The 22232-nt window shown below is 49.1% G+C and carries 14 protein-coding genes and 1 tRNA gene; 2 read left to right on the top strand and 13 right to left on the bottom strand.

The annotated features are described in order from the left end of the window. The 13 genes from cca to ACTHY5_RS03140 all read right to left on the bottom strand — a co-directional run. On the bottom strand, window positions 1–1042 hold a 1042-nt coding region (gene cca, locus ACTHY5_RS03080), incomplete at its 3' end, for a multifunctional CCA addition/repair protein (RefSeq protein ID WP_441876199.1). Window positions 1043–1137: 95 nt separating this feature from the next. Then, the gene (gene fdhD / locus ACTHY5_RS03085) at window positions 1138–1923 is read right to left on the bottom strand and encodes a formate dehydrogenase accessory sulfurtransferase FdhD (protein WP_441876202.1); all 786 of its coding nucleotides are present in this window, start codon (window positions 1921–1923) and stop codon (window positions 1138–1140) included. A gap of 36 nt (window positions 1924–1959) precedes the next feature. After that, window positions 1960–2055 (bottom strand) — tRNA-Sec (locus ACTHY5_RS03090). A 54-nt stretch (window positions 2056–2109) separates the two neighbouring features. Beyond that, the gene (gene selB, locus ACTHY5_RS03095) at window positions 2110–4023 is read right to left on the bottom strand and encodes a selenocysteine-specific translation elongation factor (protein WP_441876205.1); all 1914 of its coding nucleotides are present in this window, start codon (window positions 4021–4023) and stop codon (window positions 2110–2112) included. Beyond that, entirely contained in the window at window positions 4020–5462 is a 1443-nt protein-coding gene (selA, locus tag ACTHY5_RS03100) for an L-seryl-tRNA(Sec) selenium transferase (RefSeq protein WP_441876208.1), read from the bottom strand. Before selA ends, selB begins: the two co-directional genes overlap by 4 nt. A gap of 2 nt (window positions 5463–5464) precedes the next feature. Then, on the bottom strand, window positions 5465–6394 hold the full coding sequence (fdhE, locus tag ACTHY5_RS03105) for a formate dehydrogenase accessory protein FdhE (RefSeq protein WP_441876211.1): 930 nt from the start codon (window positions 6392–6394) through the stop codon (window positions 5465–5467). Window positions 6395–6496: 102 nt separating this feature from the next. Next, on the bottom strand, window positions 6497–7129 hold the full coding sequence (locus ACTHY5_RS03110) for a formate dehydrogenase subunit gamma (protein ID WP_441876214.1): 633 nt from the start codon (window positions 7127–7129) through the stop codon (window positions 6497–6499). Next, window positions 7122–8048 carry a formate dehydrogenase subunit beta gene (gene fdxH, locus ACTHY5_RS03115; RefSeq protein ID WP_441876216.1) on the bottom strand — a complete coding sequence of 309 codons (927 nt, stop codon included), beginning with the start codon at window positions 8046–8048 and terminating at the stop codon, window positions 7122–7124. Before fdxH ends, ACTHY5_RS03110 begins: the two co-directional genes overlap by 8 nt. A gap of 10 nt (window positions 8049–8058) precedes the next feature. Continuing rightward, window positions 8059–11121: a formate dehydrogenase-N subunit alpha gene (fdnG, locus tag ACTHY5_RS03120; protein WP_441876219.1), complete on the bottom strand. Its 3063-nt coding sequence runs from the start codon at window positions 11119–11121 to the stop codon at window positions 8059–8061. Between the two features lie 325 nt (window positions 11122–11446). Beyond that, window positions 11447–14593 (bottom strand): bifunctional proline dehydrogenase/L-glutamate gamma-semialdehyde dehydrogenase PutA, encoded by a 3147-nt coding sequence (gene putA / locus ACTHY5_RS03125; protein ID WP_441876222.1) that lies wholly within the window; start codon window positions 14591–14593, stop codon window positions 11447–11449. 323 nt (window positions 14594–14916) lie between these two features. Beyond that, window positions 14917–15483 (bottom strand): TIGR04211 family SH3 domain-containing protein, encoded by a 567-nt coding sequence (locus ACTHY5_RS03130; RefSeq protein WP_441876225.1) that lies wholly within the window; start codon window positions 15481–15483, stop codon window positions 14917–14919. A 148-nt stretch (window positions 15484–15631) separates the two neighbouring features. Then, the gene (locus ACTHY5_RS03135) at window positions 15632–16897 is read right to left on the bottom strand and encodes an inorganic phosphate transporter (protein WP_441876228.1); all 1266 of its coding nucleotides are present in this window, start codon (window positions 16895–16897) and stop codon (window positions 15632–15634) included. Between the two features lie 20 nt (window positions 16898–16917). Continuing rightward, window positions 16918–17598, bottom strand: a complete 681-nt coding sequence (locus ACTHY5_RS03140) for a TIGR00153 family protein (RefSeq protein WP_441876231.1) — start codon at window positions 17596–17598, stop codon at window positions 16918–16920. Between the two features lie 167 nt (window positions 17599–17765). Here ACTHY5_RS03140 and ACTHY5_RS03145 point away from each other — a divergent pair, with 167 nt between their 5' ends. Both ACTHY5_RS03145 and glnE read left to right on the top strand, forming a co-directional pair. Beyond that, entirely contained in the window at window positions 17766–19283 is a 1518-nt protein-coding gene (locus ACTHY5_RS03145; protein ID WP_441876234.1) for a CYTH and CHAD domain-containing protein, read from the top strand. A 64-nt stretch (window positions 19284–19347) separates the two neighbouring features. Beyond that, window positions 19348–22227 carry a bifunctional [glutamate--ammonia ligase]-adenylyl-L-tyrosine phosphorylase/[glutamate--ammonia-ligase] adenylyltransferase gene (gene glnE / locus ACTHY5_RS03150; protein ID WP_441876237.1) on the top strand — a complete coding sequence of 960 codons (2880 nt, stop codon included), beginning with the start codon at window positions 19348–19350 and terminating at the stop codon, window positions 22225–22227. The last annotated feature ends 5 nt before the right edge of the window (window positions 22228–22232 follow it).

Below are 22232 nucleotides of genomic sequence, written 5' to 3' on the forward strand. Positions count from 1 at the left end.
CAACAAAGGGCTGGGCGGTAATGGTTTTTAGCGTATTAAACCACTGCCATAATAGGGTGCGCTGGGGGTAATTATCCCGGCCAGAGTCGGCTTGAGCGCACAGCAGTAATTGCTGAAAACGCTCCGGTCGGCGCCAAGCATCGGTGGCTTGATACAGTGCTAAAATATCTTGAGCCTGAGCTAAACTTGGCTGGCCAAGGTGGTGAATGTGGCGATGCCAACGGCTGGCCAATAAGGCCAACTCTTTATACTCAGTGGGCACTTTGATGCGTTGGCATAAATCATTAATGGCGGCTGTGTCTAACTGCTGGCATAAAACGGCAAAACGACAAGCAAGACTTGCGCTAAGGGCGACACTGCGCAATAAGCTCGGTAGCGAAGCGGGTGCCATGCCTGCAGCATTGGCTGTTGCTAGTTCGGGGAATAATGCTTGAAGAGCATAACAGCTGTGCAGTACCTCAAAAAACACCTGCGGCTGATCACAGGCCAAAGCTTTTTCTGTCTCTTTCCACACGCGCTCGGCAGTGAGGTAAGTTAGCTCGCCACTCGTCGCCATTTGCTGCATAAGGACTTGCGTTTCTGGAGCCACACTAAACCCTAACCGATGAAAGCGAGCCGCAAAACGAGCGACCCGCAGCACCCGTAACGGATCTTCAATAAAAGCATCAGACACATGGCGTAAGCTGTGATTAGCAATGTCTTGTTGGCCGCCATAGGGGTCTATTAGCGTGCCATCTTGCTGCTGGGCTATGGCGTTAATGGTAAGGTCGCGCCGGCTTAAATCATCTTCTAAGGTCACCTCAGGGCCAAATTCACAGATAAAGCCGGTGTAGCCACGACCGGCCTTGCGCTCGGTGCGAGCCAGTGCGTACTCATCTTTACTGTGCGGGTGTAAAAATACCGGGAAGTCTTTGCCTACCTGTTGGTAGCCTAACTGCAACAATTGTTCTGGCTTGGCACCGACCACCACATAGTCTTTGTCGTAAACGGTTAAGCCTAATAGCGCGTCTCGCACAGCGCCGCCTACTAAATAAATATCCAAAGGTGATTCCTTAATGTATGCCAGCCAAGTCAGTATGTTATCTAGGTTGAATAGCAGCCTTATTCCTTGGGTCGGCTGAGTCGGGCAATGTTAGATTATATACCCGACGCGGCATAGACTCTGGGTGCTTGCTGGTAGGGTAAATGTATCAAGTTAAGTTGATAGTGCCGAGCTTGGGTAACGGCAAGCGTGGTAGGTGGGCTGAGTGTGACTAATGTGGGTTGCTGGGTACGCACCATTTTTAGAATCAGCTCTATGCTACAACGACTCGTGACTAAGATAATGCCCATGCCGTGATCTGACTGACGGTGATGCCAACCTAGGAGCTTGTCTAGGGCATTATGTCGGCCCACGTCTTCGCTAGCATGCTGTATTTTACCCCGTGTATCGGCAAAAAAAGCAGCATGTAAGGCTCCGCAATCTTGATTCAATGTTTGCCATTCAGAAAGCTGGTCGCGTAACCCCATTAACGCCTGTGTGCTGGGCAATGAGCTGGCGGCTAAAGGCGGAAGATCAGGCAGCGCGGCCTGTAACGATTCGATGCCGCATAAGCCACAGCCAGTGCGACCGGCTAAATTTCGCCTTTGCGCCTGCCACGGCTGATGGCAGCGATTGGCCAAGGTGATATTGGCGATAATGGCGCTGTGTTGGCGAATAAACTCAAAGTCGTGAATATCCCTGTGGTGCTCAATAATGCCTTCAGTTAATAAGAAACCAATGATAAAAGCTTCTAACTGATAAGGGCTCACCATCATCACTGCATGATTCACACCATTAAGGGTAATGGCTAAGGGAACTTCATTGGCTAGTGTATGTGCTGTGCCAGCGTGGGTATTAACGGCTTGACTGGGGGGCATCTGTTCAAACAGCGCATCGTCCATTATATCGTCCTGCGCAAAAAGATGAGAGCAATGCAATGGCGGAAAGTAGTAGGAGTCGAACTTACCTGGGAGCGTCTAACACCCCCAACTGGGTTTGAAGCCCAGCCGCACCACCGGATACGATTACTTTCCAAAAATATGATGGCATTATCCATCAACATATACCTTAACAATGCCTACATTATACTAGCTTGTAAATAGCATATTGTCGGTTCGGATCACATGTCGATCTTGTAAGCGACGGCTATAGCCAATTCGTTGAAAAAACTCAAGTATTTGTAGTGTCCGCTTACGACCTAGCTGTAGTTGGTCTCGCAATTCAGCGGCTTTTACTCCTTGGTTGATAGGGTAGTCGCGCAGTAATGTCGCTAGCTGCTCAATCTGCTGATGATGATAAAACAAGTCGGGTCTCACTTGGTATAGCAGACCTTGCTGCACCAGCTTGCGAGCTAATTGACGGATCTCTTGTTCTGGTGTTTCAAGTTGACTTGCCATGTCTCGCACCCAAGGGGGGTCGTACTGACCTAACTGTGCTAACTGAAGAATGCGCTCTGCCAGTGCTTGTTCAGAGCCACTTAAGCTCACCGTATGTTCAGGAAGGCGATACCAAGCCCCTTGCAGTATTAACTTTTGCTCTTTTACTAGCTGCTGCAATGCGCTTTGCCATAACGCCAGTGGCATGGCGGGATCTGTCATGCGGCGCAGACGAGCCCCTTCTATGCCGGGCTCGTCAGGGTAGCGCTGGTGGGCTTGTGCCAGCGTGGCGATAATGTGTGTTAGTTGTGCCTGCCATTGTGTTGAATCAATTAATACTGCAGCGTGTTTAGTACTGGCAGGTGTGACCCATAGTGCACTGTTGGGAATGTTAAGTGTTGCAAAGCTCGTGTCAATCAAGCGCTGCATAATGGGGCTGGCAATGCCATAGGGGGCGTGACTCAGCAAGTGGCTCAGCTCATAATCTGCAAAAAAACGGACAATGGCGGCTAACCAGTTTAACCGAGCAGGGCTACGGCGCTTGCGGTCTGGCCCGTTGGCATCAAGCACGCAGCCGCCACCCAAGGTCTGCTTGGCTTGGGTATCGCGGATAATAAAGCGGTCTCTGGGCATGGCACACACAGTTTCTTCAAATACTAACTGCGCCAGCCCTTTTTCTCCGGCTTGCAAGGTGTTGCTGCTTAAAGGAACGACTCTGGCCATAAGATGAGCGGCGCCGATATGGACATGTACCGGAGTCCAAGTAGCAACCGGCTTGGCTATATTAGCCAGTAAGCTCAGCTCGACATCGATACGCTTTGAAGGAGTAAAGCTGCGCTCATCGGCTAACCAGTCGCCGCGCTCAATGGCCTCTTTAGCTATATTAGCAATATTAAAAGCACAGCGTTGGCCGGCAGTAGCGTGGGTACTGGGCTGATTTTGTGCATGAATGCTGCGCACCCTTACCGGCGTATTAGCAGGCATTAAGCGCAATTTAGACGGCGGCCCATTAAGCTCAAAGGTGCCGCCGTGCACAGTGCCGGTGACCACAGTGCCTTGGCCGTCGAGAGTAAAGGCGCGATCAATGGCTAAACGAAATAGCCCATCACGGGGGGCAGGTTGCGGCTGGCTTGCCTGTTGTTGTAAAAATGCACTCAGTTGCGCTATGCCCAAGCCCGAGACACTATCGACCACAAATCGCGGCGCCTCGGCTAAAAAACTATGGGCTAATACTTGGGTGAGTTGTTGTTGAGTTTGTGCCAGTTGCTCGGGTTGGGCTTTATCCTGCTTGGTGATCACCACGCAGCCCTGTGTTAACCCCAGTAACGATAATATGGCGATATGCTCACGGGTTTGGGGCATGACGCCATCGTCTGCTGCCACCACTAACATGGCATAGTCAATGCCAGTCGCTCCCGCAACCATGGTATGAATTAAGCCCTCATGACCCGGTACATCAACAAAACCTAAGGTGACATTATGATCAAGCTGTTGGTAGGCATAACCTAAGCTAATGGTAATGCCTCTTTGCTGCTCGTCCTTTAAACGGTCGGTGTTGACGCCTGTTAGCGCACGCACTAAGGCGGTTTTACCATGGTCGATATGACCTGCACTACCAATAATCATAACTGAGTGGCGCTCCAGTTGGTGCTTAGCGTATCGGCTTGTTGTTCAGATAAACAACGGCAATCTAAGTAAAGGGCATCTTTATGAATGCGACCAATAATAGGCAAAGGCTGAGTGCGTAGCGTGCGCTCTAATTGCATGATCTGCCGGCCCGCTTTGGCTTGGCCGAGATAACGGATCACCAAGCCAAAGCTTGGTAGTGACTCAACCGGCATGGCCCCACTGCCAATTTGACTATACATGGGCTCGCAGCTTACTTGATAGTCGTGACCTAGCGCCTGTTGCAGGCTAGGTTGCAGGGTATTTGCCTGTTGTTGTATATCTGATTGTGCACGGGTCAGTAAGCCCAAAGTGGTTAAGCGCTCGGGTAATAGCTCTGGACTACGATACAGCGCCAGTACCGACTCTAAGGCGGCCATGGTGAGCTTACCCACCCTAAGGGCGCGTTTTAGCGGATGCTTTTTAATCTTATCCACCAAGGCCTTACGACCCACAATAAAGCCCGCTTGGGGGCCACCCAGCAGTTTATCGCCACTAAAGGTGACCAAGTCGACGCCGCTTTGTAGGGTTTCTTTAACGGTGGGCTCATGGGGCAGCCCCCATTGTGCGAGATCCACTAAGGTGCCGCTGCCTAAATCCATGGTAACCGGGATCTGATGCTGCTGCCCTAGGGTGACCAGCTGAGACAGGGCGGTTTCTTTGGTAAAGCCCACTACCGCATAATTGCTGCAGTGCACCTTCATTAACATGGCGGTGTGCTCGCCAATGGCTCGCTCATAGTCGGCATAGTGGGTGCGGTTAGTGGTGCCTACCTCTTTGAGTCGGCAGCCGGCACTGCTCATAATATCGGGAATACGAAATGAGCCACCAATTTCCACCAACTCGCCACGAGAGACAACCACCTCTTTTTGTGGGGCTAAAGCACTTAGCATCAGCAATACCGCCGCGGCATTATTATTCACCACAGTGGCGGCTTCGGCCCCCGTTAAGTCGCAAATGAGCGTTTCTACTAAGGTGTCTCTGTCTCCGCGCTTACCTGTGTCTAAATCAAACTCTAAATTAGTAGGCTGAGTGAGTACCTGAGCCACGGCTTGCACGGCGCTGTCGGGTAATAAAGCGCGGCCTAAATTGGTATGCAGTACAGTGCCGGTTAAGTTAATCACGGTTTTAAGCTCAGAGCGCGTGACTTGGTCAAGCTTAGCAATCAGCTGCTCAATAATATGATCTGCTGCCACCTGGGTCAGTGGTAACTGCTGGCTGAGAGCTTGAGTGCGCAATTGCGCTAACAGTTCGCGTAATTGTTGCGTCACTAAGGTCAGCCCATATTGCTCAATACAGGGTTTAAGTGCTGGCTGGTGCAACACTTTATCTAGTGCTGGCAAATCAGCCGGCTGAGCTAAGGCGTGCAAGGCGGCTACTGCGGGGGAGGAGTGAGTCATCGTTATTCAGCCACTTGCCATAGGTAAGGGTTGCTGTTGGCGCGATAAAACTCGGCTTCACCCATTAAAATATCTAGTGGTAGGCTTGCTAAATCATCGGCGAAAGCATCTAAGTGCTGATCTTTATCGAGATATAAAATTTTACGGTACTGCTGGCAATGCTCACACGACTCGGCTTTAACCGCTTGGCTGCCGGTATCTAATGTGTGATAGGCAATGTTTTGAGTGTCTTCGCAGTGGGTGCAGGTGACACGCACAATATGCCATTGACTGGCACATAACGAGCAAGTGGCGTAGCGCATTTGTTCTTTAGACCCGCCCAATTGCACAGTACTAGACACCGGCTGACTGCCACAGCAAGGGCAAGTACCAAAGGGCGTTTGAGCCGGAACTTGTTGGCTCTCAAGTTGAGTCACTAAGTGAGCCCAATACACTTGTAAGGCGGCCATAATAAAAGGCGCGCGAGCGGCATCTATCTTATCTAACTCTTGCTTTAGCAAGGCATCGGCTTGTTGCTCAATGGGGGTAGGATCTGTGGCTATCTCATCACTAAGTTGTGCTAGGTTGTCAGACACCGCCTCGGGTAGGGTGTTTTGTGGTAATAGCTGGGCAATGATTGCCGTGAGCATGTCCCGCCAAACGGGATCTCGCACTGTGCTGCTGGCGCTAAAGGGCGGCATGCCGTGTGCTTGCGCTTGGGCCAGTTGTTGCTCGTTAAGCTGAGGCACAGACCAAGTTTGTTCAAAGACGTGTTGCTGGGCATCGCTAAGCAAGGCTATCAGTAATAAATAATCTTGGATGGGGTTTTCTGGAGCCAAGTCTCTGAGTCGCTTAGCACGGCTGCTAAAAGTATTTGGCTCTGGGAGCATCAGTCGTACCACTTGGGTGCGATCGAGATTTTCTATTTCGCCGCGGGTCAAAATTCGTTGCATGGGCACTCCTTAATAAAGCAGGCTCGGGCTAAAGAGATAAAGGCCGCCAAATGAGGGGCTTCATTTGGCGGCAATTGTGACGGGCTTTGGCAAGCTTGCGTATTACTTGGAAGAGGAATCGCGCATTTTCTTACGAAACCACTTACGGTGGTGCTTCCATGCCCAGCCCGGTGTTACTGTGCCTCGGGTCATGGCGCGTACCGAACCTTTCACCCAAATGCCCGCATAAGCATGCACTATAATGGCGCAAATAATGCCAAAGGCAAACAGCGCGTGTAGCAGCGATGAAAAGCGAATTAAGCCAACGGGAAAGTCGAAATACGACCGCCACATCACCACACCCGATAGCAGTAAGCCAATCATCAATATAATCAGTGACCAAAATAAGACTTTTTGGCCACCATTATAACGGCCCGCTTCAGGCACGCCTTCCTCTTGATGAGATATCACCTTAGGCACGGCTTTTAACCATTGTTTGTCATCCTCAGTGATGCGGTTATCTCGCCACAACTGCACCGCAAAACTAAAGAAGCTAACAAACATAATTAGCCCAATAAAGGGATGTAAAATCCGCGTCCAAGTACCGCCTCCTAATAGGTTACTCATCCAAAATAAAGCAGGATGAAATAACGCTAAACCAGAAATGGCCAGCAGTACAAAGCTCAGGGCAATCAGCCAATGGTTAAGTCGTTGATTCGCACTATAGCGAACAATTTCCTTATCGTAGTTAGCCATGATCTTTCTCCTTCGCTGCCTGCTCTGCTGCATGTTTAGCGGCCAGTTCATCCGCCTTTGTGACCTCAGAGGGGCGGTTGCGAATATAGTGCGCCGCACCAAACAGTGCCGTTAATACCATGGCGGCAACGCCTATGGGTTTAGCGGGCCCTTTCCATGCCGACACTATCGCGCTGATCTTTGGCGCTTTAGGTAAGCCACTGTATAACTGAGGCTTATCGGCATGATGCAGCACATACATTACATGGGTGCCACCCACTCCATCGGGATCGTACAAGCCGGCGTTGTCATAGCCGCGGGATTTCAAGTCGGCAATACGCGTATCAGCGTGATGCTTCATGTCATCCTTAGAGCCAAAGGTGATGGCGCCGGTGGGACAAATTTTCACACAAGCAGGCTCTTGACCCACAGAGACACGATCGACACACAAGTTACACTTGTAGGCTTTTTTATCGCTTTTAGAAATACGCGGTACATCAAACGGACAGCCGGTAACGCAATAGCCGCATCCCACACAGTGCTCTTGATTAAAGTCCACTATGCCGTTGGCATGCTGCACTATGGCCCCCGGTGACGGGCAGGCTTTTAGACAGCCCGGATCTTCACAGTGCATACAGCCATCTTTACGGATCAACCACTCTAAGTCACCGTCGTCTTTTTCGTACTCGGCAAAGCGCATCACAGTCCAGCTGTTTTCGGTCATATCGGCGGGGTTGTCATATACCCCCACGTTATGGCCCACCTCATCGCGCAGGTCGTTCCATTCCATGCAAGCGACCTGACAGGCTTTACAACCGATACACTGTGATACATCAATTAGCTTAGCCACGCCCCCGCCTTGCACGGGGGACTGACGCACACTTGATGAAGGAGTCGTGGTCGCTGAGCGACGTATAATATCCATTGATTGAGAAGACATATTTTGCTCCTTACACCTTTTCTACGTTGACTAAAAAGGACTTAAACTCAGGGGTTTGTGAGTTTGCATCCCCAACCGACGGCGTCAGCGTATTGGCTAAAAAGCCGGGTTTAGTAACACCGACAAACCCCCAGTGAATGGGAATGCCAATGTGGTGTACCCGCTTGCCATCAATGTCTAAGCCGCGAATACGCTTAGTGACCACAGCTTTTGCTTTAATATAGCCGCGATAAGAAGACACTTTAACGGTGTCGCCTTCACTAATACGTAACTCTTTGGCTAGCTCAGCGCCAATTTCCACAAATTGCTCGGGTTGGATCACACTGTTTAACAGTACGTTCTTACTCCAGTAGTGGAAATGTTCTGTTAAGCGGTAAGTGGTTCCCACATAGGGGAAGTCACTGACGGTGCCCATGGTGGCCCTATCTTGGCTAAACACGCGCGCCGCTGGGTTATTGGTCGCCTTGCTATTGTCTTTAAACAAGGGGTTATAGCCCAATGGTGTTTCAAAGGGTTCATAGTGAGTAGGGAAGGGGCCTTCAGCCATTTGGCCTTTCGCAAAAAAGCGCGCCACACCCTCAGGGTTCATTATAAAGGGACCCATGTCCGCCGCTGGCGGTTCAGAGGCTTTATAATCGGGCACATCGGCGCCTGTCCACTGCTCACCGTCCCAATGAACTAAGGCACGTTTAGCATCAAAAGGCTGACCTTGGGTGTCACAAGAGGCACGGTTATAGAGCACACGACGGTTAGCCGGCCATGCCCACGCCCAGTTAAGGGTTTGGCCAATACCTGTGGGATCACTGCTGTCGCGGCGTGCCATCTTGTTGCCTTCTTCGGTCCAAGAGCCGGCATAAATCCAGCACCCCCCTAAGGTGGAGCCATCATCACGCATCTCGCCAAAGCCTGATAATTGTTCACCGGCTTTGCGGATCACCCGGCCACTGGCGTCTGTTACATCACGTAGTGCACGGCCATTTAGCTCTTTAGCTAACTCTTCTGCTGTGGGCTCAAAGGGGTTGGCATAAGGCCAAGACAATTGAGTAATGGGCTCAGCAAAGGTGCCGCCTTCTTCTTGGTATAAGGTGCGAATGTGCTGATACAGTGTGGCCATAATTTCAATGTCGGTTTGAGCTTCACCCGGTGGGTTAGCTGCTTTCCAGTGCCATTGTAGCCAGCGTCCTGAGTTCACTAAGGTACCCGCTTCTTCTGCAAAGCAAGAGGTGGGCAGACGGAACACTTCGGTATCAATATCAGCAGGGTTGACGTCATTTGACTCACCAGCATTGCGCCAAAACTCTGAGGTTTCGGTCACTAGCGGGTCCATCACCACCATAAACTTCAGCTTAGATAAAGACTCAATCATCTTGGCTTTGTTCGGGGCGGCGGCCAGTGGGTTAAAGCCCTGACAAATATAGCCATTCATCTTGCCCTGATTCATCAACTCGTAAACTTGTAACATATCGTAGGGTTTATCGAGTTTAGGTAATAAATTGTAGGCAAAATCATTGTCTGGCTGGGCGTGATCTCCCCACCAAGCTTTGGCTAAACTGATATGGAACTTTTTATAGTTTTGCCAGTAGCTGAGTTGGTTTTTACGCAGCGGCTGTTGGGCGCGCTTATCAATGTAGCCGGCAAAATCTTGCTCCGCTTCATTGGGCAGCGTTAAATAGCCTGGTAGCAGGTTGGTCATTAACCCTAAGTCAGTTAAGCCTTGAATATTAGAGTGACCACGCAAGGCGTTCATGCCACCCCCAGCAATACCAATATTACCGAGCAACAGCTGTAACATGGCACCGGTACGAATAATTTGCGAACCAATAGAGTGCTGTGTCCAACCTAATGCATATAAGATGGTACCGGCTCTGTCTGGGGTGTGAGTTGATGCCAGCAGTTCGCACACCTGATTGAATTTAATAATCGGTGTACCACAGACATTTTCCACCATCTCAGGCGTATAGCGCTGATAGTGTTGTTTTAGCAGCTGATAAACACACCGCGGATGCAACAAGCTAGGATCACTAATAACCTCGCCTTGCTCATCTAGCTGATAATCCCAAGAGGCTTTATCGTAGTGGCTGTTTTCTTCATCGTAACCAGAGAAAATACCTTCTTCAAAATCAAAGTCTTCATGGACTAAGAAAGACATATCGGTGTAATTTTTTACGTACTCATGCTGAATCTGATTAGTATCCAGTAAATATTTTATGACCCCGCCTAAAAAGACAATGTCGGTGCCGGTACGTATAGGCGCATATAAGTCAGCAACAGAGGCTGAGCGGTTAAAGCGCGGATCCACCACAATTAATTTTGCGTTGTTATGTGCTTTAGCTTCAGTGACCCATTTAAAACCACAAGGGTGTGCTTCTGCGGCGTTACCGCCCATAATCAGCACGACATCAGCATTTTTAATATCGACCCAATGATTTGTCATCGCGCCACGGCCAAATGTTGGGGCAAGACCTGCCACCGTAGGACCGTGTCAAACGCGTGCTTGGTTATCGAATGCTAACATTCCCATAGGGCGAACCACTTTGTGGGTAATGTAGCCCACTTCGTTACTACTGGCCGAGGCCGCTAGCATGCCAGTGGTGACCCAGCGGTTGACGGTGTTGCCTTCGTCTGTTTGCTGAATAAAGTTGTCATCACGGTCGTCTTTCATTAAGCGGGCAATACGGCGATAAGCTTCATCCCACGACATACGCTGCCAAGTATCTGAGCCTGGGGCACGATATTCAGGGTAAGTTAAGCGATTGGGACTGTGTACAAAATCGACTAGGCCGGCCCCTTTGGGGCATAGGGTGCCGCGGTTGACGGGGTGATCGTGATCCCCCTCAATGTGCATCACACTTGGCTCTGCGTTTTTTGCTCCATCGCCCAGGGTATAAATTAAAATCCCGCAGGCAACAGAACAATAAGGGCAGGTGCTGCGTGTTTCTTTGGCGTGCAGCAGTTTATATTGCCGGGCAGCAGCCACGGCTGGGGTGGGTGTCATTCCTAACATCGCCATGCTTGAGGTGGCGAGGGTGGCACCGGTTACCTTAAAAAAATCGCGTCGGCTTAAATGGCTCATGACGCTCTCCTTGTAACACAATGTTCCAGATAGGGGCTGTTATTGAGCTGCACCATGCTCTATATACTTATGCAAGCTCAAGCTAAACAACCCAGCTTATTATTTTGTTAATGGCTTTGGGCTATTTGAATCCCATTAAGCTTACAGGAGCCTAGCCTATTTAATGCGCACTGGCCATTAAACCATAGTAATAATGTGGGCATGACCTCGCTATTCATCTGCCCCTTTCGGGAGCGATACGCCTTACGCTGTACGCTTTTAGTTGTACGTTAAAGAAACACACAGGTTTGGTCTTTACGTACGGCGTATGACGTATCGCTATCTTTTAACCTTCTCCTAGTGACAGCAAAGTGGCGTTACCGCCAATGGCGGTGGTGTTATTACTGATGGTTTTTTCAGTGATAAAGCGAGTGAGATAATGCGGGCCACCGGCTTTAGGGCCTGTGCCCGATAAGCCTTGGCCGCCAAAAGGTTGTACCCCAACCATGGCACCAATTTGATCGCGATTAATATACACATTGCCCACGTTCGCCCGCTGAGCAATATGTTCAGCAAAGCTTGCGTTGCGACTATGAATGCCCAGTGTTAAACCGTATCCGGTGTGATTAATATCATCAATAACCGTATCTATGTCTGCGGCCTTAAAGCGAATAACATGCAAAATAGGGCCAAAGTGTTCTTTGGTCAGCTCGCTAATGGCGGTAATTTCTATGGCGGTGGGTTGAATGTAAAAGCCGTTTGCACAAGCATCGCTCAGTGGTGTTTGGGCAATAATAGTGTTGCCCGCCTTTTTCATTGCCGTGAGGTGAGCCATTAAGTCCTGTTGTGCGTTGTGATCAATCACAGGGCCAACATCGGTAGCCCATAATGCCGGATCGCCCACACTCAGCTCGGCCATGGCACCGGTTAAGAGCGCTAATACCCGATCGGCTATATCTTCTTGTAAATACAGCACCCGCAATGCTGAACAGCGCTGCCCCGCGCTTTGAAAGGCTGCGCGTATTACATCACGCACCACTTGCTCGGGCAGGGCGGATGAGTCCACTATCATGGCGTTTTGGCCACCGGTTTCGGCAATCAGCGGAATAATGGCCCCTTGGCGCTGGGCCAGGGTTTGATTAATGCGCATCGCGGTGTGAGTAGAGCCGGTAAAACAGACCCCTGCAATGCGTGAGTCTTGGGTGAGTGTCTCACCTACTGTGGCTCCTTCGCCGGGTAACAGCTGCAATACGGTTGGCGGAATGCCGGCTTGGTGAGCTAAGTCGGTGGCCAATTGAGCGATCAGACTGGTTTGTTCAGCGGGCTTGGCCAGCACCGTATTGCCCGTGACTAAAGCGGCGCTCACTTGGCCTAAAAAGATAGCCAGAGGAAAGTTCCACGGGCTAATGCACACGAAGGGGCCGCGACCTTGGGCTTGTAAGGTATTTAACTCACCGGTGTAACCGGGCAAAGTGGTCGCAGCCATTAAACGTCGACCTTCATTGGCATAATAGCGACAAAAATCCACCGCTTCGCGCACTTCATCTATGCCATCTTGTAATAACTTACCGGCTTCTCGAGTACACAAAGACACAAACTCGGCTTGATGAGCCTCAAGCAAATCAGCTAGCTTTTCTAATGCTTGTGCTCGCAGTTCAACGGGGGTGTCACGCCAAGCCACAAACGCCGATTGCGCTTGAGTAATGGCCTGCTCGGCCATGGCGCTATCGGCAAAGCTGACTTGTCCAACGAGATGGTGGCTGTCTTGTGGACTCAACACCTTATGTGGCTCGCTGGAATAGTTTACGGCTTGCCATTGCTTATCTTTAAGTTGATTAAGGGTGTTAAAAAAGGGCGTGCGAATACCTTCTATATTCATATTGAGGCCGGCGGAGTTGGTGCGATCAGGGAAAATGGCCAGCGGCAATGGAATTTTGTCATTGGCAAGCGAATCGCATTCGGCCAACGAGACTTGAGGTGGGGTGATCAAGCTATCAATGGGGGTAGTAGGATCAACAAGCTTATGCACAAAGGAGGTATTAGCTCCGTTTTCTAACAAGCGGCGCACTAGGTAGGGCAAGAGATCTTTATGGGCTCCCACAGGCGCATAAATGCGACAGTTTAATGTAGGCTGCTCGGCTAATACGGCGTTATAGAGCTCTTCGCCCATGCCGTGCAAGCGCTGAAACTCATAGTCTCGCCCACCGGCCATGGCCATGACCGACACCACAGTATGGGCATTATGAGTCGCAAACTGTGGGTAAATAGCGCCTTTTGTGGCGTCACTTAATAAGTAACGGGCACAGGCTAAATAACACAGATCGGTGCCGGCTTTGCGAGTAAATACCGGATAGCCATTAATGCCACCTTGTTGGCAGAGTTTTATTTCGCTATCCCAATACGCGCCTTTGACCAAGCGCAGCGGAATTTCATCGCCTTGCTCACGAGCCAGGGCCGTTAGCCAGCACAAGACGGGTAATGCCCGTTTAGAGTAAGCTTGCACTACTATGCCTAATCCGCCCCAGCCCTGATTAGTGGGATGGCGATATAGTGCTTCAAATAAGTCGAGGGAGAGCTCAAGGCGGTCCATCTCTTCGGCATCTATCGTGACAAACACATCTAATTGGCGCGCTAATGCCAATAATTTAAGGACGGTGTTTAACAGCTCACTTAATACCCGCTCGCGGTTGGCCTCTTCGTAGCGGGGGTGCAATGCCGATAATTTTATGGAAATAGATGGGCGGGGAGCCTGAGTTTTATCGAGTGTCTTATTGCCTACTGCGGTAATAGCATTGGCATATTCTTGATAATATTGTTCGGCGTCATCCGCTGTAATAGCGGCTTCACCCAGCATATCGTAAGAGTGGGTGTAACCTGCTCGCCGCGCAGATTGACTGGCGGTTAAGGCTTCTTTTATGGTGCGGCCCAACACAAACTGTTTGCCCATGATTTTCATGGCACCGTACATCGCAGAGCGCACCATGGGTTCACCAAGGCGGTGGATCATACGGTTAAGCACACTTGCCGGATGGCCTTCTTGATTTTTATCTAGGGTGATGACTCTGCCGGTCAGCATGAGCCCCCAAGTAGAGGCGTTAACTAAAGTGGAATCGCTTTTACGAAAATACTTAGCCCAGTCGGCGCCGGATAATTTATCTTTGATTAGCGCGTCTGCGGTATGGCTGTCGGGAATACGCAGCAAAGCTTCGGCCAGACACATTAAAATAATACCCTCTTGAGTATCTAGGCTGTATTGCTGCAAAAAAGCGTCAATACCATCACCGCCATCGCTTTCTTTGCGTACTCGAGTCACTAATTTATGGGCTTGTTCCTGAGTTTGCGTCAAAGACTGCCCCGTGTCCGGTGACTGTGCTAATAAAGACTCAAGATAGTGGTTTTCATCAATAATATAGTGATCGGTAATGGCTTGGCGAAGCGAGGGCAAGTGACTGGGGGTGTAACCGGGGGCAAAGACGGCAGCGACAGTAAACATAACAACACTCCTAACCGGGGGACAAGGTGATCTTATGGTTCAACGTATACTAAGGCTAGGGTAATAGCAGCGCTAGCCTCTGCTGTTTGGCAATATTTGAGAGCGAGTTGGCATTTAAATGGGCCAGCGACAGAGAAAACCTCTAATCAGCTTTCTATCGCAAACCCAACCGCCACTTTGCCGTGAAGGGGTAATAGCCGCGCCTAGCTTAAAAAAACGCCGTACGAAAAACCAGTCTGGCTTTTCGTACGGCGGTAAGCGTAAGGCGTACAGCGCATCACATAAAGCGTATCGCTGTTTGTTAACTAGGTGCTATTTCTAAATCAATTCATCCAGCGACCATTTTTACGTTTACGGCGCAGTGGGATCATAGGTAAGAAAATACCCACTAATAACCCCACACCGGCGACAATGCCGCCATTTAATAACCAGTCTAGGCGCATTTGATGTTCTTTATCATCCATCAAGCTGGTGAGGCGCTGATTTTCTTTTTTAAGTGCGGCGTGTTGTTGGCGAACGTCGGTGAGCTCTGTACTTAACTCAGCCAGCTCTTGGTCTTGCTGTGCTAAACGGGAGCTTTTATCTAATATATCTTGCTGATGGCGATCATCAGCCGTATTCAGTAGCTGCTTAGTTTCTTCTAACTGTGCTTCTAGTGCGGGCAACTTAGAGCGAAAGCTCTCGTTACTTTGCACAAACTGACCATCAACCCAGCCAGTACGGCCTTCAGCATCGCGAATTTTTACGTATTCACTTTGTGCATCACGGTCGAGCATTACAACAGGCTCGCCTGCATTAATAGAGCCAATAATACGAAACTTATTACTAGAGCCTGCATGTAAAAAAGTGTGCACGTCATCAGCAATATAACGATCCGCCGCTTCTGCCATGTATATCCATGGTAGATAGCATAACAGTGCTACAAGAAGTTTTGCTTTCACCTAAAATTCCTTCAGTCTCAACGATAAAGTCATGGTAATGGGTGCAGAGTACGAGGACAAGAAGCAGGGGGCAAGAATGCCCCCTAAAAAGTGTGATTTAGCTAAAAGACCACTGAATAATATAGAAGAATATAATGGCTAAAATCGCGCCTGCCGGTAAGGTCACTATCCAAGAAACCACTATATTGCGCAACACGTTAAGATTAAGTGCTGCAATACCGCGGGCTAGGCCAACCCCCATAACCGCGCCCACTAAGGTCTGTGTTGTAGAAATAGGCAAGCCAGTACCGGATGCGATCACCACTGTCGCAGCGGTAGCCAGTTGAGCGGCAAAACCGCGGCTTGGTGTAAGATGGGTAATACCCGTGCCCACGGTCGCCATCACTTTATGGCCTAATGAGGCTAAGCCTATTACGATGCCGATACCACCCAAAGGCAATATCCACCAAGCAATACTAGATTTAGCCGCAATCTCACCTGAGCTTTGTACTATGCTCACCACCGCAGACAAAGGACCAATCGCATTGGCCACGTCATTAGAGCCGTGAGCAAAGGCCATGGCACAGGCGGTAACCACCATTAAAATGCCAAACACTTTCTCTACATTAGAGTACGACATGTTTTTGTCATGGCTTGGATTGTATTCTTTACCCTTGATATAAAACCCGCACAAGATAGCGGCAATCAACGACAGAACAATAGACATTCCCCAGCTTTCTAGGTCACCCATTTCTAAGCCAACGTGCTTAAGTCCTTTCTTTAAGGTGACTAAACAAATCACCATGACGGTAAGAAAGATATAAACGGGCACATATTTTTTAGCGGCAGCAAGTGGGTCTTCGGCATTAAAAATAAGTCGCTGCACGCTAATAAAAGTAAAGTAGGCTAGCACCCCTGACAGTGCCGGTGTAATGACCCAAGAGCCGACTACCCCCCCTACCTTGCCCCAGTGCACCGCATCTGACCCCAGTGATACCAGCGCAAAGCCAATAATAGCGCCAATAATAGAGTGGGTGGTTGACACTGGCCAACCATAGTAAGAGGCCAGTAACAGCCAAGTACCGGATGCCAGAAGAGAGGCAATCATGCCAAATACTAATAAGTCGGGTTGATCAGAAAAAGCCGTTGAATCAATAATGCCATTTTTAATGGTAGAGGTAACTTCGCCCCCAGCCAAATAAGCACCAGCAAATTCAAACACCATAGCGATAAGAATTGCTTGCTTAATGGTGAGCGAGCGTGTTCCTACCGATGTACCCATGGCATTAGCCACATCGTTTGCACCAATGCCCCAGGCCATAAAAAAGCCAAAGAGCGCCGCCACCAAAATAAGAGTGGTGCCGTAGTTCGCGATGATATCCATTTGTATACCTTGTTAGTCGCTCAAGAACGAGACAGCATTAGCTCTAAACGAGAACCTACTCGTTCGGCCTGATCTGCCAGATCACCTACCCATTCAAGGATTTTATATAAGAACATAATATCAATGGGATTATAGCCATCTTCAATGGCTTGCAGTTGCTTTCGCAACTTGGCTTGCATCACATCAGTATCATCTTCAATAATATCAAGTTGGTGAATCATCTCGGATACTAAATCCATTTCACGTCCTTTAAAGCCTGTTTCTAGCAGCTCATCTAGTTCGTCTATGGCTTTAGCGGCCTGTGCGGTCGCATCAATACAGCGGCTCAGATAAATCATAAAGTCGGTTTTAAGTTGTAGCGGAATGCCCATTTGGCGGCCCACAATACGACCTGAAATATCTTTCGCTTTATTGGCGATTTTGTCTTGTTGTGTTAGTAGCTCTAACATGTCAGTGCGTTCGACTGGCATAAAAAGACCACGAGGCAACTTGAGACGAATCTCTCGTTTCAAGGTGTCTGCTTCACGTTCAAGTTGTGAAATACGTCGCTGAATTAGTTCCGCTTGCTCCCAGTCTTGCTCCCACATAGCGTCGAAGAAAGGGATCAGCTGTTGCGCAGCCTCATGTACTTTTACCACATGCTTTTGCAGTGGCTTAATAGGAGACTTGGCAAAGAGCCCTAAAATAGTATTTACTGGCATGGATTACCCTGTGTCGGCGAAAAAACACTCGATACATAAATGTGGCGCGAATGGTAACTTAACTACTCAGGCAAGAAAACCGCATTTTTAACAATACTGTGGTAAATACCACTTGTTCTTTGTCGTTTAACTTTAAAATCAATGGTTTGGGAGCGTGGTTCGCCATTATGGATACTGAGATTGAACTGAAGTTTTTGGTTACACCAGAGGTGGGTAGCCAATTGCCCACACTGCTACAGCCTTATCATATTAGTCAACACGACCAACAGCACTTGGCTAATACCTACTTTGATACTGCAGATTTAGCGCTGGGTAGTATAAAAGCGGGGTTGCGTATTCGTAGTCAAAATGGGCACATGGAGCAAACCGTTAAGTTAGCTGGCAGCCAAGTGGGTGGCCTGCACCAAAGGCCCGAATATAATGTTCCTCTTACCGTACACAGCCCCGACTTATCACTGTTTGCAGCTGATATTTGGCCTAAGGGCATGCAGGTTGAGCAAGTACAGCAGCACTTACAGTCCTTATTTAGTACCGATTTTTTACGCAAACGTTGGCTCATTACCATGGGTGATACCGAGATTGAATTAGCACTCGATGCCGGCGAAGTGCAGTCTGGCTATCAGCGTGAGGCCATTCACGAATTAGAGCTAGAGTTGGTCAAAGGCGATGTATCGCAGCTATTTGAACTGGCTGATGCATTGGTAAAAGCGGGGGGGCTACGATTGGGTGCTGTGTCTAAGGCGCAACGCGGTTATCGCCTAGCAGGTTTTGGTGTTGCGCCGCAATTACAAATGCTAGAGCCGCTGCCACTGACGCAGACTGATCATTGTGAACAGACCATGGTGGCGTTACTGCATAAAGGATTAGCGCACTGGCAACATCACGAAGAAGGGTGGCTCGCAGAACCGGGAGCCCGGCTTGACTGGTTGATGCAATTAAGAGAGGGAGTGTCTTTAGTGCACCAAACCCTGCTGTTATTTAACGATCAGGTTTCGCACCGCGTTAATAGTGGCTGGATTGATGATTTATTATGGCTGCAACAGCAGTTGTCTTGGTTAGATAGAGCACAGATGCTGGCGTATTTGACCGCTGATAAAGGTCATTACTTGCGTCGCTTAGAATGCCAGTTATCAGTATTAGACTTATTAGAAGATCAGCTGCAACAGTTACCTAATGAAGCAGACATTGAAGCGCTGTTTTATAGTGCCCGTTATGGCCGTCTGATGCTGGGCTTAACGCATTGGCTATATCGCCAAGATTGGCGAGCGGGATTAGCCGCAGAGCAATCCAAGCAACTGGCCGCTCCGGTGGCAGATCTTGCACAACAGCGATTAGATGAGAGCTGGCAGGTATTACGTCACAGTGCCTTAGGAGAGCCGAGTTTAAGCGAAGCGCGTTATATTCAGCAAAAGGGCAAGCTGAGACGTAATTTGATGGTGGGATTGTGTTTTAGCACCTTATATTCAAAAGCCGACAGTATTAGTTTTCGTATGCCTTGGCTTGATATTCTACGCGGTATAGAAGACTTAGATATGTTGTCGCCCTTAACAGAAGTACAAGAGTCGCTGAGTGAGAGTGAAGCGGTTGAATTAGCAGCTTGGCTTGAGCGTAAGCAGCAGTTTTTATTGGAGGCTCTTGAACAATCTCGTCGTCAGGCCTTGTTGTTAACACCTTATTGGCAATAATAACTATCTGTCATGGCTTTGCTACAACGCATCGCCCCTCATCTGTGACGTAAAGGATAATAATATGCTTGATATGCCTCCGTTGTTGCTGGCGCAAGCCGATAAGCACTGGGCCCGTTTTGTTGAAGGTGTAGCCAGTAACCTAGGTGGCAGTGAATGGTTAGATAAGATCAAAGCACCACGTCGTCTGGCCCTATATCGCTTATTTGCCTGTAGTGACTTTGCCGCCGATAGTTTGTGTCAGCAGCCAGAGCTGGCACTCGATATTGATGAGATTGCTGACTTAGAAAACACTCAACGTGCCAGTGGCTATCAAGAAAAACTTACCGATCAGCTAGCCCATATTAATGAGCAGGCTGATTTACTGCGTATTTTACGCCGCTTTCGTCGTCGTGAACTGTTAGTGATTGCGTGGCGAGAAATGCTGCAGGGTGCCTCAGTAGAAGAAAGTTTTGTGCATATTTCTGCCTTGGCTGATGCGTTGATATTGGCAGCTTATCGTTGGTTATATCAATACCAGTGCCGCGAGCTAGGCACCCCAACTGATGCTGACGGCCAAGCCGTGCCCATGTTAATTGTCGGCATGGGGAAGCTTGGGGGGCGTGAGCTTAATTTTTCATCAGATATCGATCTGATTTTTACCTTTCCCCATAACGGTGTCACTCAAGGTGGACGCCGGGAGTTGGCTAACCAGCAATTTTTTATTCGTTTAGGCCAAAAGTTGGTGAGCGCCTTGCACCAAACCACCATAGACGGCCAAGTTTATCGGGTAGATATGCGCTTACGTCCCTTTGGTGAGTCTGGCCCACTCGCCATGAGCTTTACCGGCATGGAAGACTATTATCAGCACCATGGTCGTACTTGGGAGCGTTATGCCATGGTAAAAGCACGGGTAATTAATGGTGAAGGAGAATATAGCGATCAGCTGCGAGCCATGCTCAGGCCCTTTGTATTTCGCCGTTATATTGACTTTGGGGTGATTGACTCGTTACGACAAATGAAAGCCATGATTGCTGCTGAGGTTCGCCGTAAAGGCCTGCATGACAATATTAAATTAGGAGCAGGGGGGATCCGGGAGATTGAATTTATTGCTCAGGTCTTTCAATTGATCCGTGGCGGCCGCGAACCTTCATTGCAGGTGCGCCATTTACCCACAGCGTTAGCGGCGATTGAAGCCTTAGGTGATATTAGTAACGATGATGCTAAGCAATTACATCAAAGCTATCGCTTTTTACGGCGAGTAGAGAATTTCTTGCAGGCGTTTGACGATCAACAAACTCAGACCTTACCCCATGATCAACTGAACTGCAGTCGGCTAGCATGGTTGATGGGGCATCAAGACTGGGATGGTTTCTACCAACAATTACGAGAAGCTATGGTTGGGGTGCGACAGCACTTTGATGGCTTAATTGGTGATAGTACCGAAGCAGAGGAAGAGGGCGCGGCACAAGTGTGGTTTGATGTATGGCAGACCGAACTTGATGAGAGCGAATTGCTCCCATTGTTGCAAGAACAAGGTATTGATCAAGAAAAGGCTAGTCGTCTGGCTCAAGCGCTGCAGCGTTTTAAAGGTGAATGTCCCCGGCGAGCAATGGGGCCTCAAGGGCGAGATGCGCTTGATAAGCTGATGCCAGTATTATTAGAAAAAATGAATCAGTCTGATACGCCAGGCATGCTGTTTACGCGATTGCAAAATTTATTGTTAAAAATTGCTACTCGTACCGCTTACTTACAGCTATTAGTCGAAAATGCCGGAGCACTAACCCAGCTTATTCGGTTGTGTGAGGCCAGCTCACTGATTGCTGAGCAGTTGGCGCTTTACCCTATATTACTGGATGAGTTATTGGTGCCCCAAGTTCTGTATAACCCAATACCGCTTGATGGTTATAAAGATGACTTGCGCCAGTTTTTACTGCGGGTGCCAGAAGAAGATGTTGAGCAACAAATGGAAGCCTTGCGCCAGTTTAAGCAAATTCACTTGTTGCGTATTGCTGCTGCAGATATTGCCGGTGTGTTGCCACTGATGAAAGTGAGTGACCACTTAACCTGGTTGGCCGAGGCCATTGTAGAAGAAGTGATCCATCAGGCATGGACTCAAATTAGTGCTCGCCACGGCGTGCCTGAGATGTTGACTGACAGCATACATCTGGGTTTTGGGGTGGTGGCTTACGGTAAGTTAGGGGGAATTGAACTTGCCTACAGTTCAGATCTCGACTTGGTATTTGTACACCAAGCGGGGTTAAGTGGCCAAACTAATGGCAAAAAACCGTTAGATGTACGTCAGTTTTATCTGCGTTTGGCGCAACGTATTATTCACCTATTTAGTACCCGTACCCCAAGTGGTGTGCTCTATGAGCTGGATATGCGCTTAAGACCCAGCGGTGATTCTGGCCTTATGGTAAGCCCGCTAGATGCGTATCAAGCGTATTTACAAAGCCAAGCTTGGACTTGGGAACATCAGGCGCTGATACGTAGCCGCATGATAGTGGGTGATCAGGCATTACAAGACGCTTTTACTAAGGTGCGTAAAGACACACTCACCTGCCAACGTAATAAAGACAAGCTTGCAGAAGATGTGGTCAGTATGCGTGAGAAAATGCGCTCTCATTTACTTAAAGTGCGAGCGGGTGAATTTCACCTTAAGCAATCGGTAGGTGGTTTAGTTGATATTGAGTTTTTAACACAATATTTGGTGTTGGCGTATGGTCAAGATTACCATGCCTTAACTCGTTGGTCAGATAATATGCGCATTCTTGAAGCAGCCGTTGAAGTTGGCTTGCTAGACGAAGAGGAAGCCCAGCGCTTAAAAGCGGCTTACTCAGCCATTAGAAATCGCGGGCACAGGTTAAGCCTCTCCGATCAACCCGGGCGCATACCCGATACTGAGTTATTACCAGAGCGCCAATGGGTGACCGACAGTTGGCAGAAATGGCTTAACACATAGCGCTC

The sequence above is a fragment of the Oceanisphaera sp. genome, from assembly GCF_052084945.1.
Classification (GTDB): Bacteria; Pseudomonadota; Gammaproteobacteria; order Enterobacterales; family Aeromonadaceae; genus Oceanimonas.

Coding starts and splice junctions, on each gene's coding strand:
- fdhD (WP_441876202.1), bottom strand. CDS start 1,923: ATGGACGATGCGCTGTTTGAACAGATGCCCCCCAGTCAAGCCGTTAAT.
- selB (WP_441876205.1), bottom strand. CDS start 4,023: ATGATTATTGGTAGTGCAGGTCATATCGACCATGGTAAAACCGCCTTA.
- selA (WP_441876208.1), bottom strand. CDS start 5,462: ATGACTCACTCCTCCCCCGCAGTAGCCGCCTTGCACGCCTTAGCTCAG.
- fdhE (WP_441876211.1), bottom strand. CDS start 6,394: ATGCAACGAATTTTGACCCGCGGCGAAATAGAAAATCTCGATCGCACC.
- ACTHY5_RS03110 (WP_441876214.1), bottom strand. CDS start 7,129: ATGGCTAACTACGATAAGGAAATTGTTCGCTATAGTGCGAATCAACGA.
- fdxH (WP_441876216.1), bottom strand. CDS start 8,048: ATGTCTTCTCAATCAATGGATATTATACGTCGCTCAGCGACCACGACT.
- putA (WP_441876222.1), bottom strand. CDS start 14,593: ATGTTTACTGTCGCTGCCGTCTTTGCCCCCGGTTACACCCCCAGTCAC.
- ACTHY5_RS03130 (WP_441876225.1), bottom strand. CDS start 15,483: ATGGCAGAAGCGGCGGATCGTTATATTGCTGATGACGTGCACACTTTT.
- ACTHY5_RS03135 (WP_441876228.1), bottom strand. CDS start 16,897: ATGGATATCATCGCGAACTACGGCACCACTCTTATTTTGGTGGCGGCG.
- ACTHY5_RS03140 (WP_441876231.1), bottom strand. CDS start 17,598: ATGCCAGTAAATACTATTTTAGGGCTCTTTGCCAAGTCTCCTATTAAG.
- ACTHY5_RS03145 (WP_441876234.1), top strand. CDS start 17,766: ATGGATACTGAGATTGAACTGAAGTTTTTGGTTACACCAGAGGTGGGT.
- glnE (WP_441876237.1), top strand. CDS start 19,348: ATGCTTGATATGCCTCCGTTGTTGCTGGCGCAAGCCGATAAGCACTGG.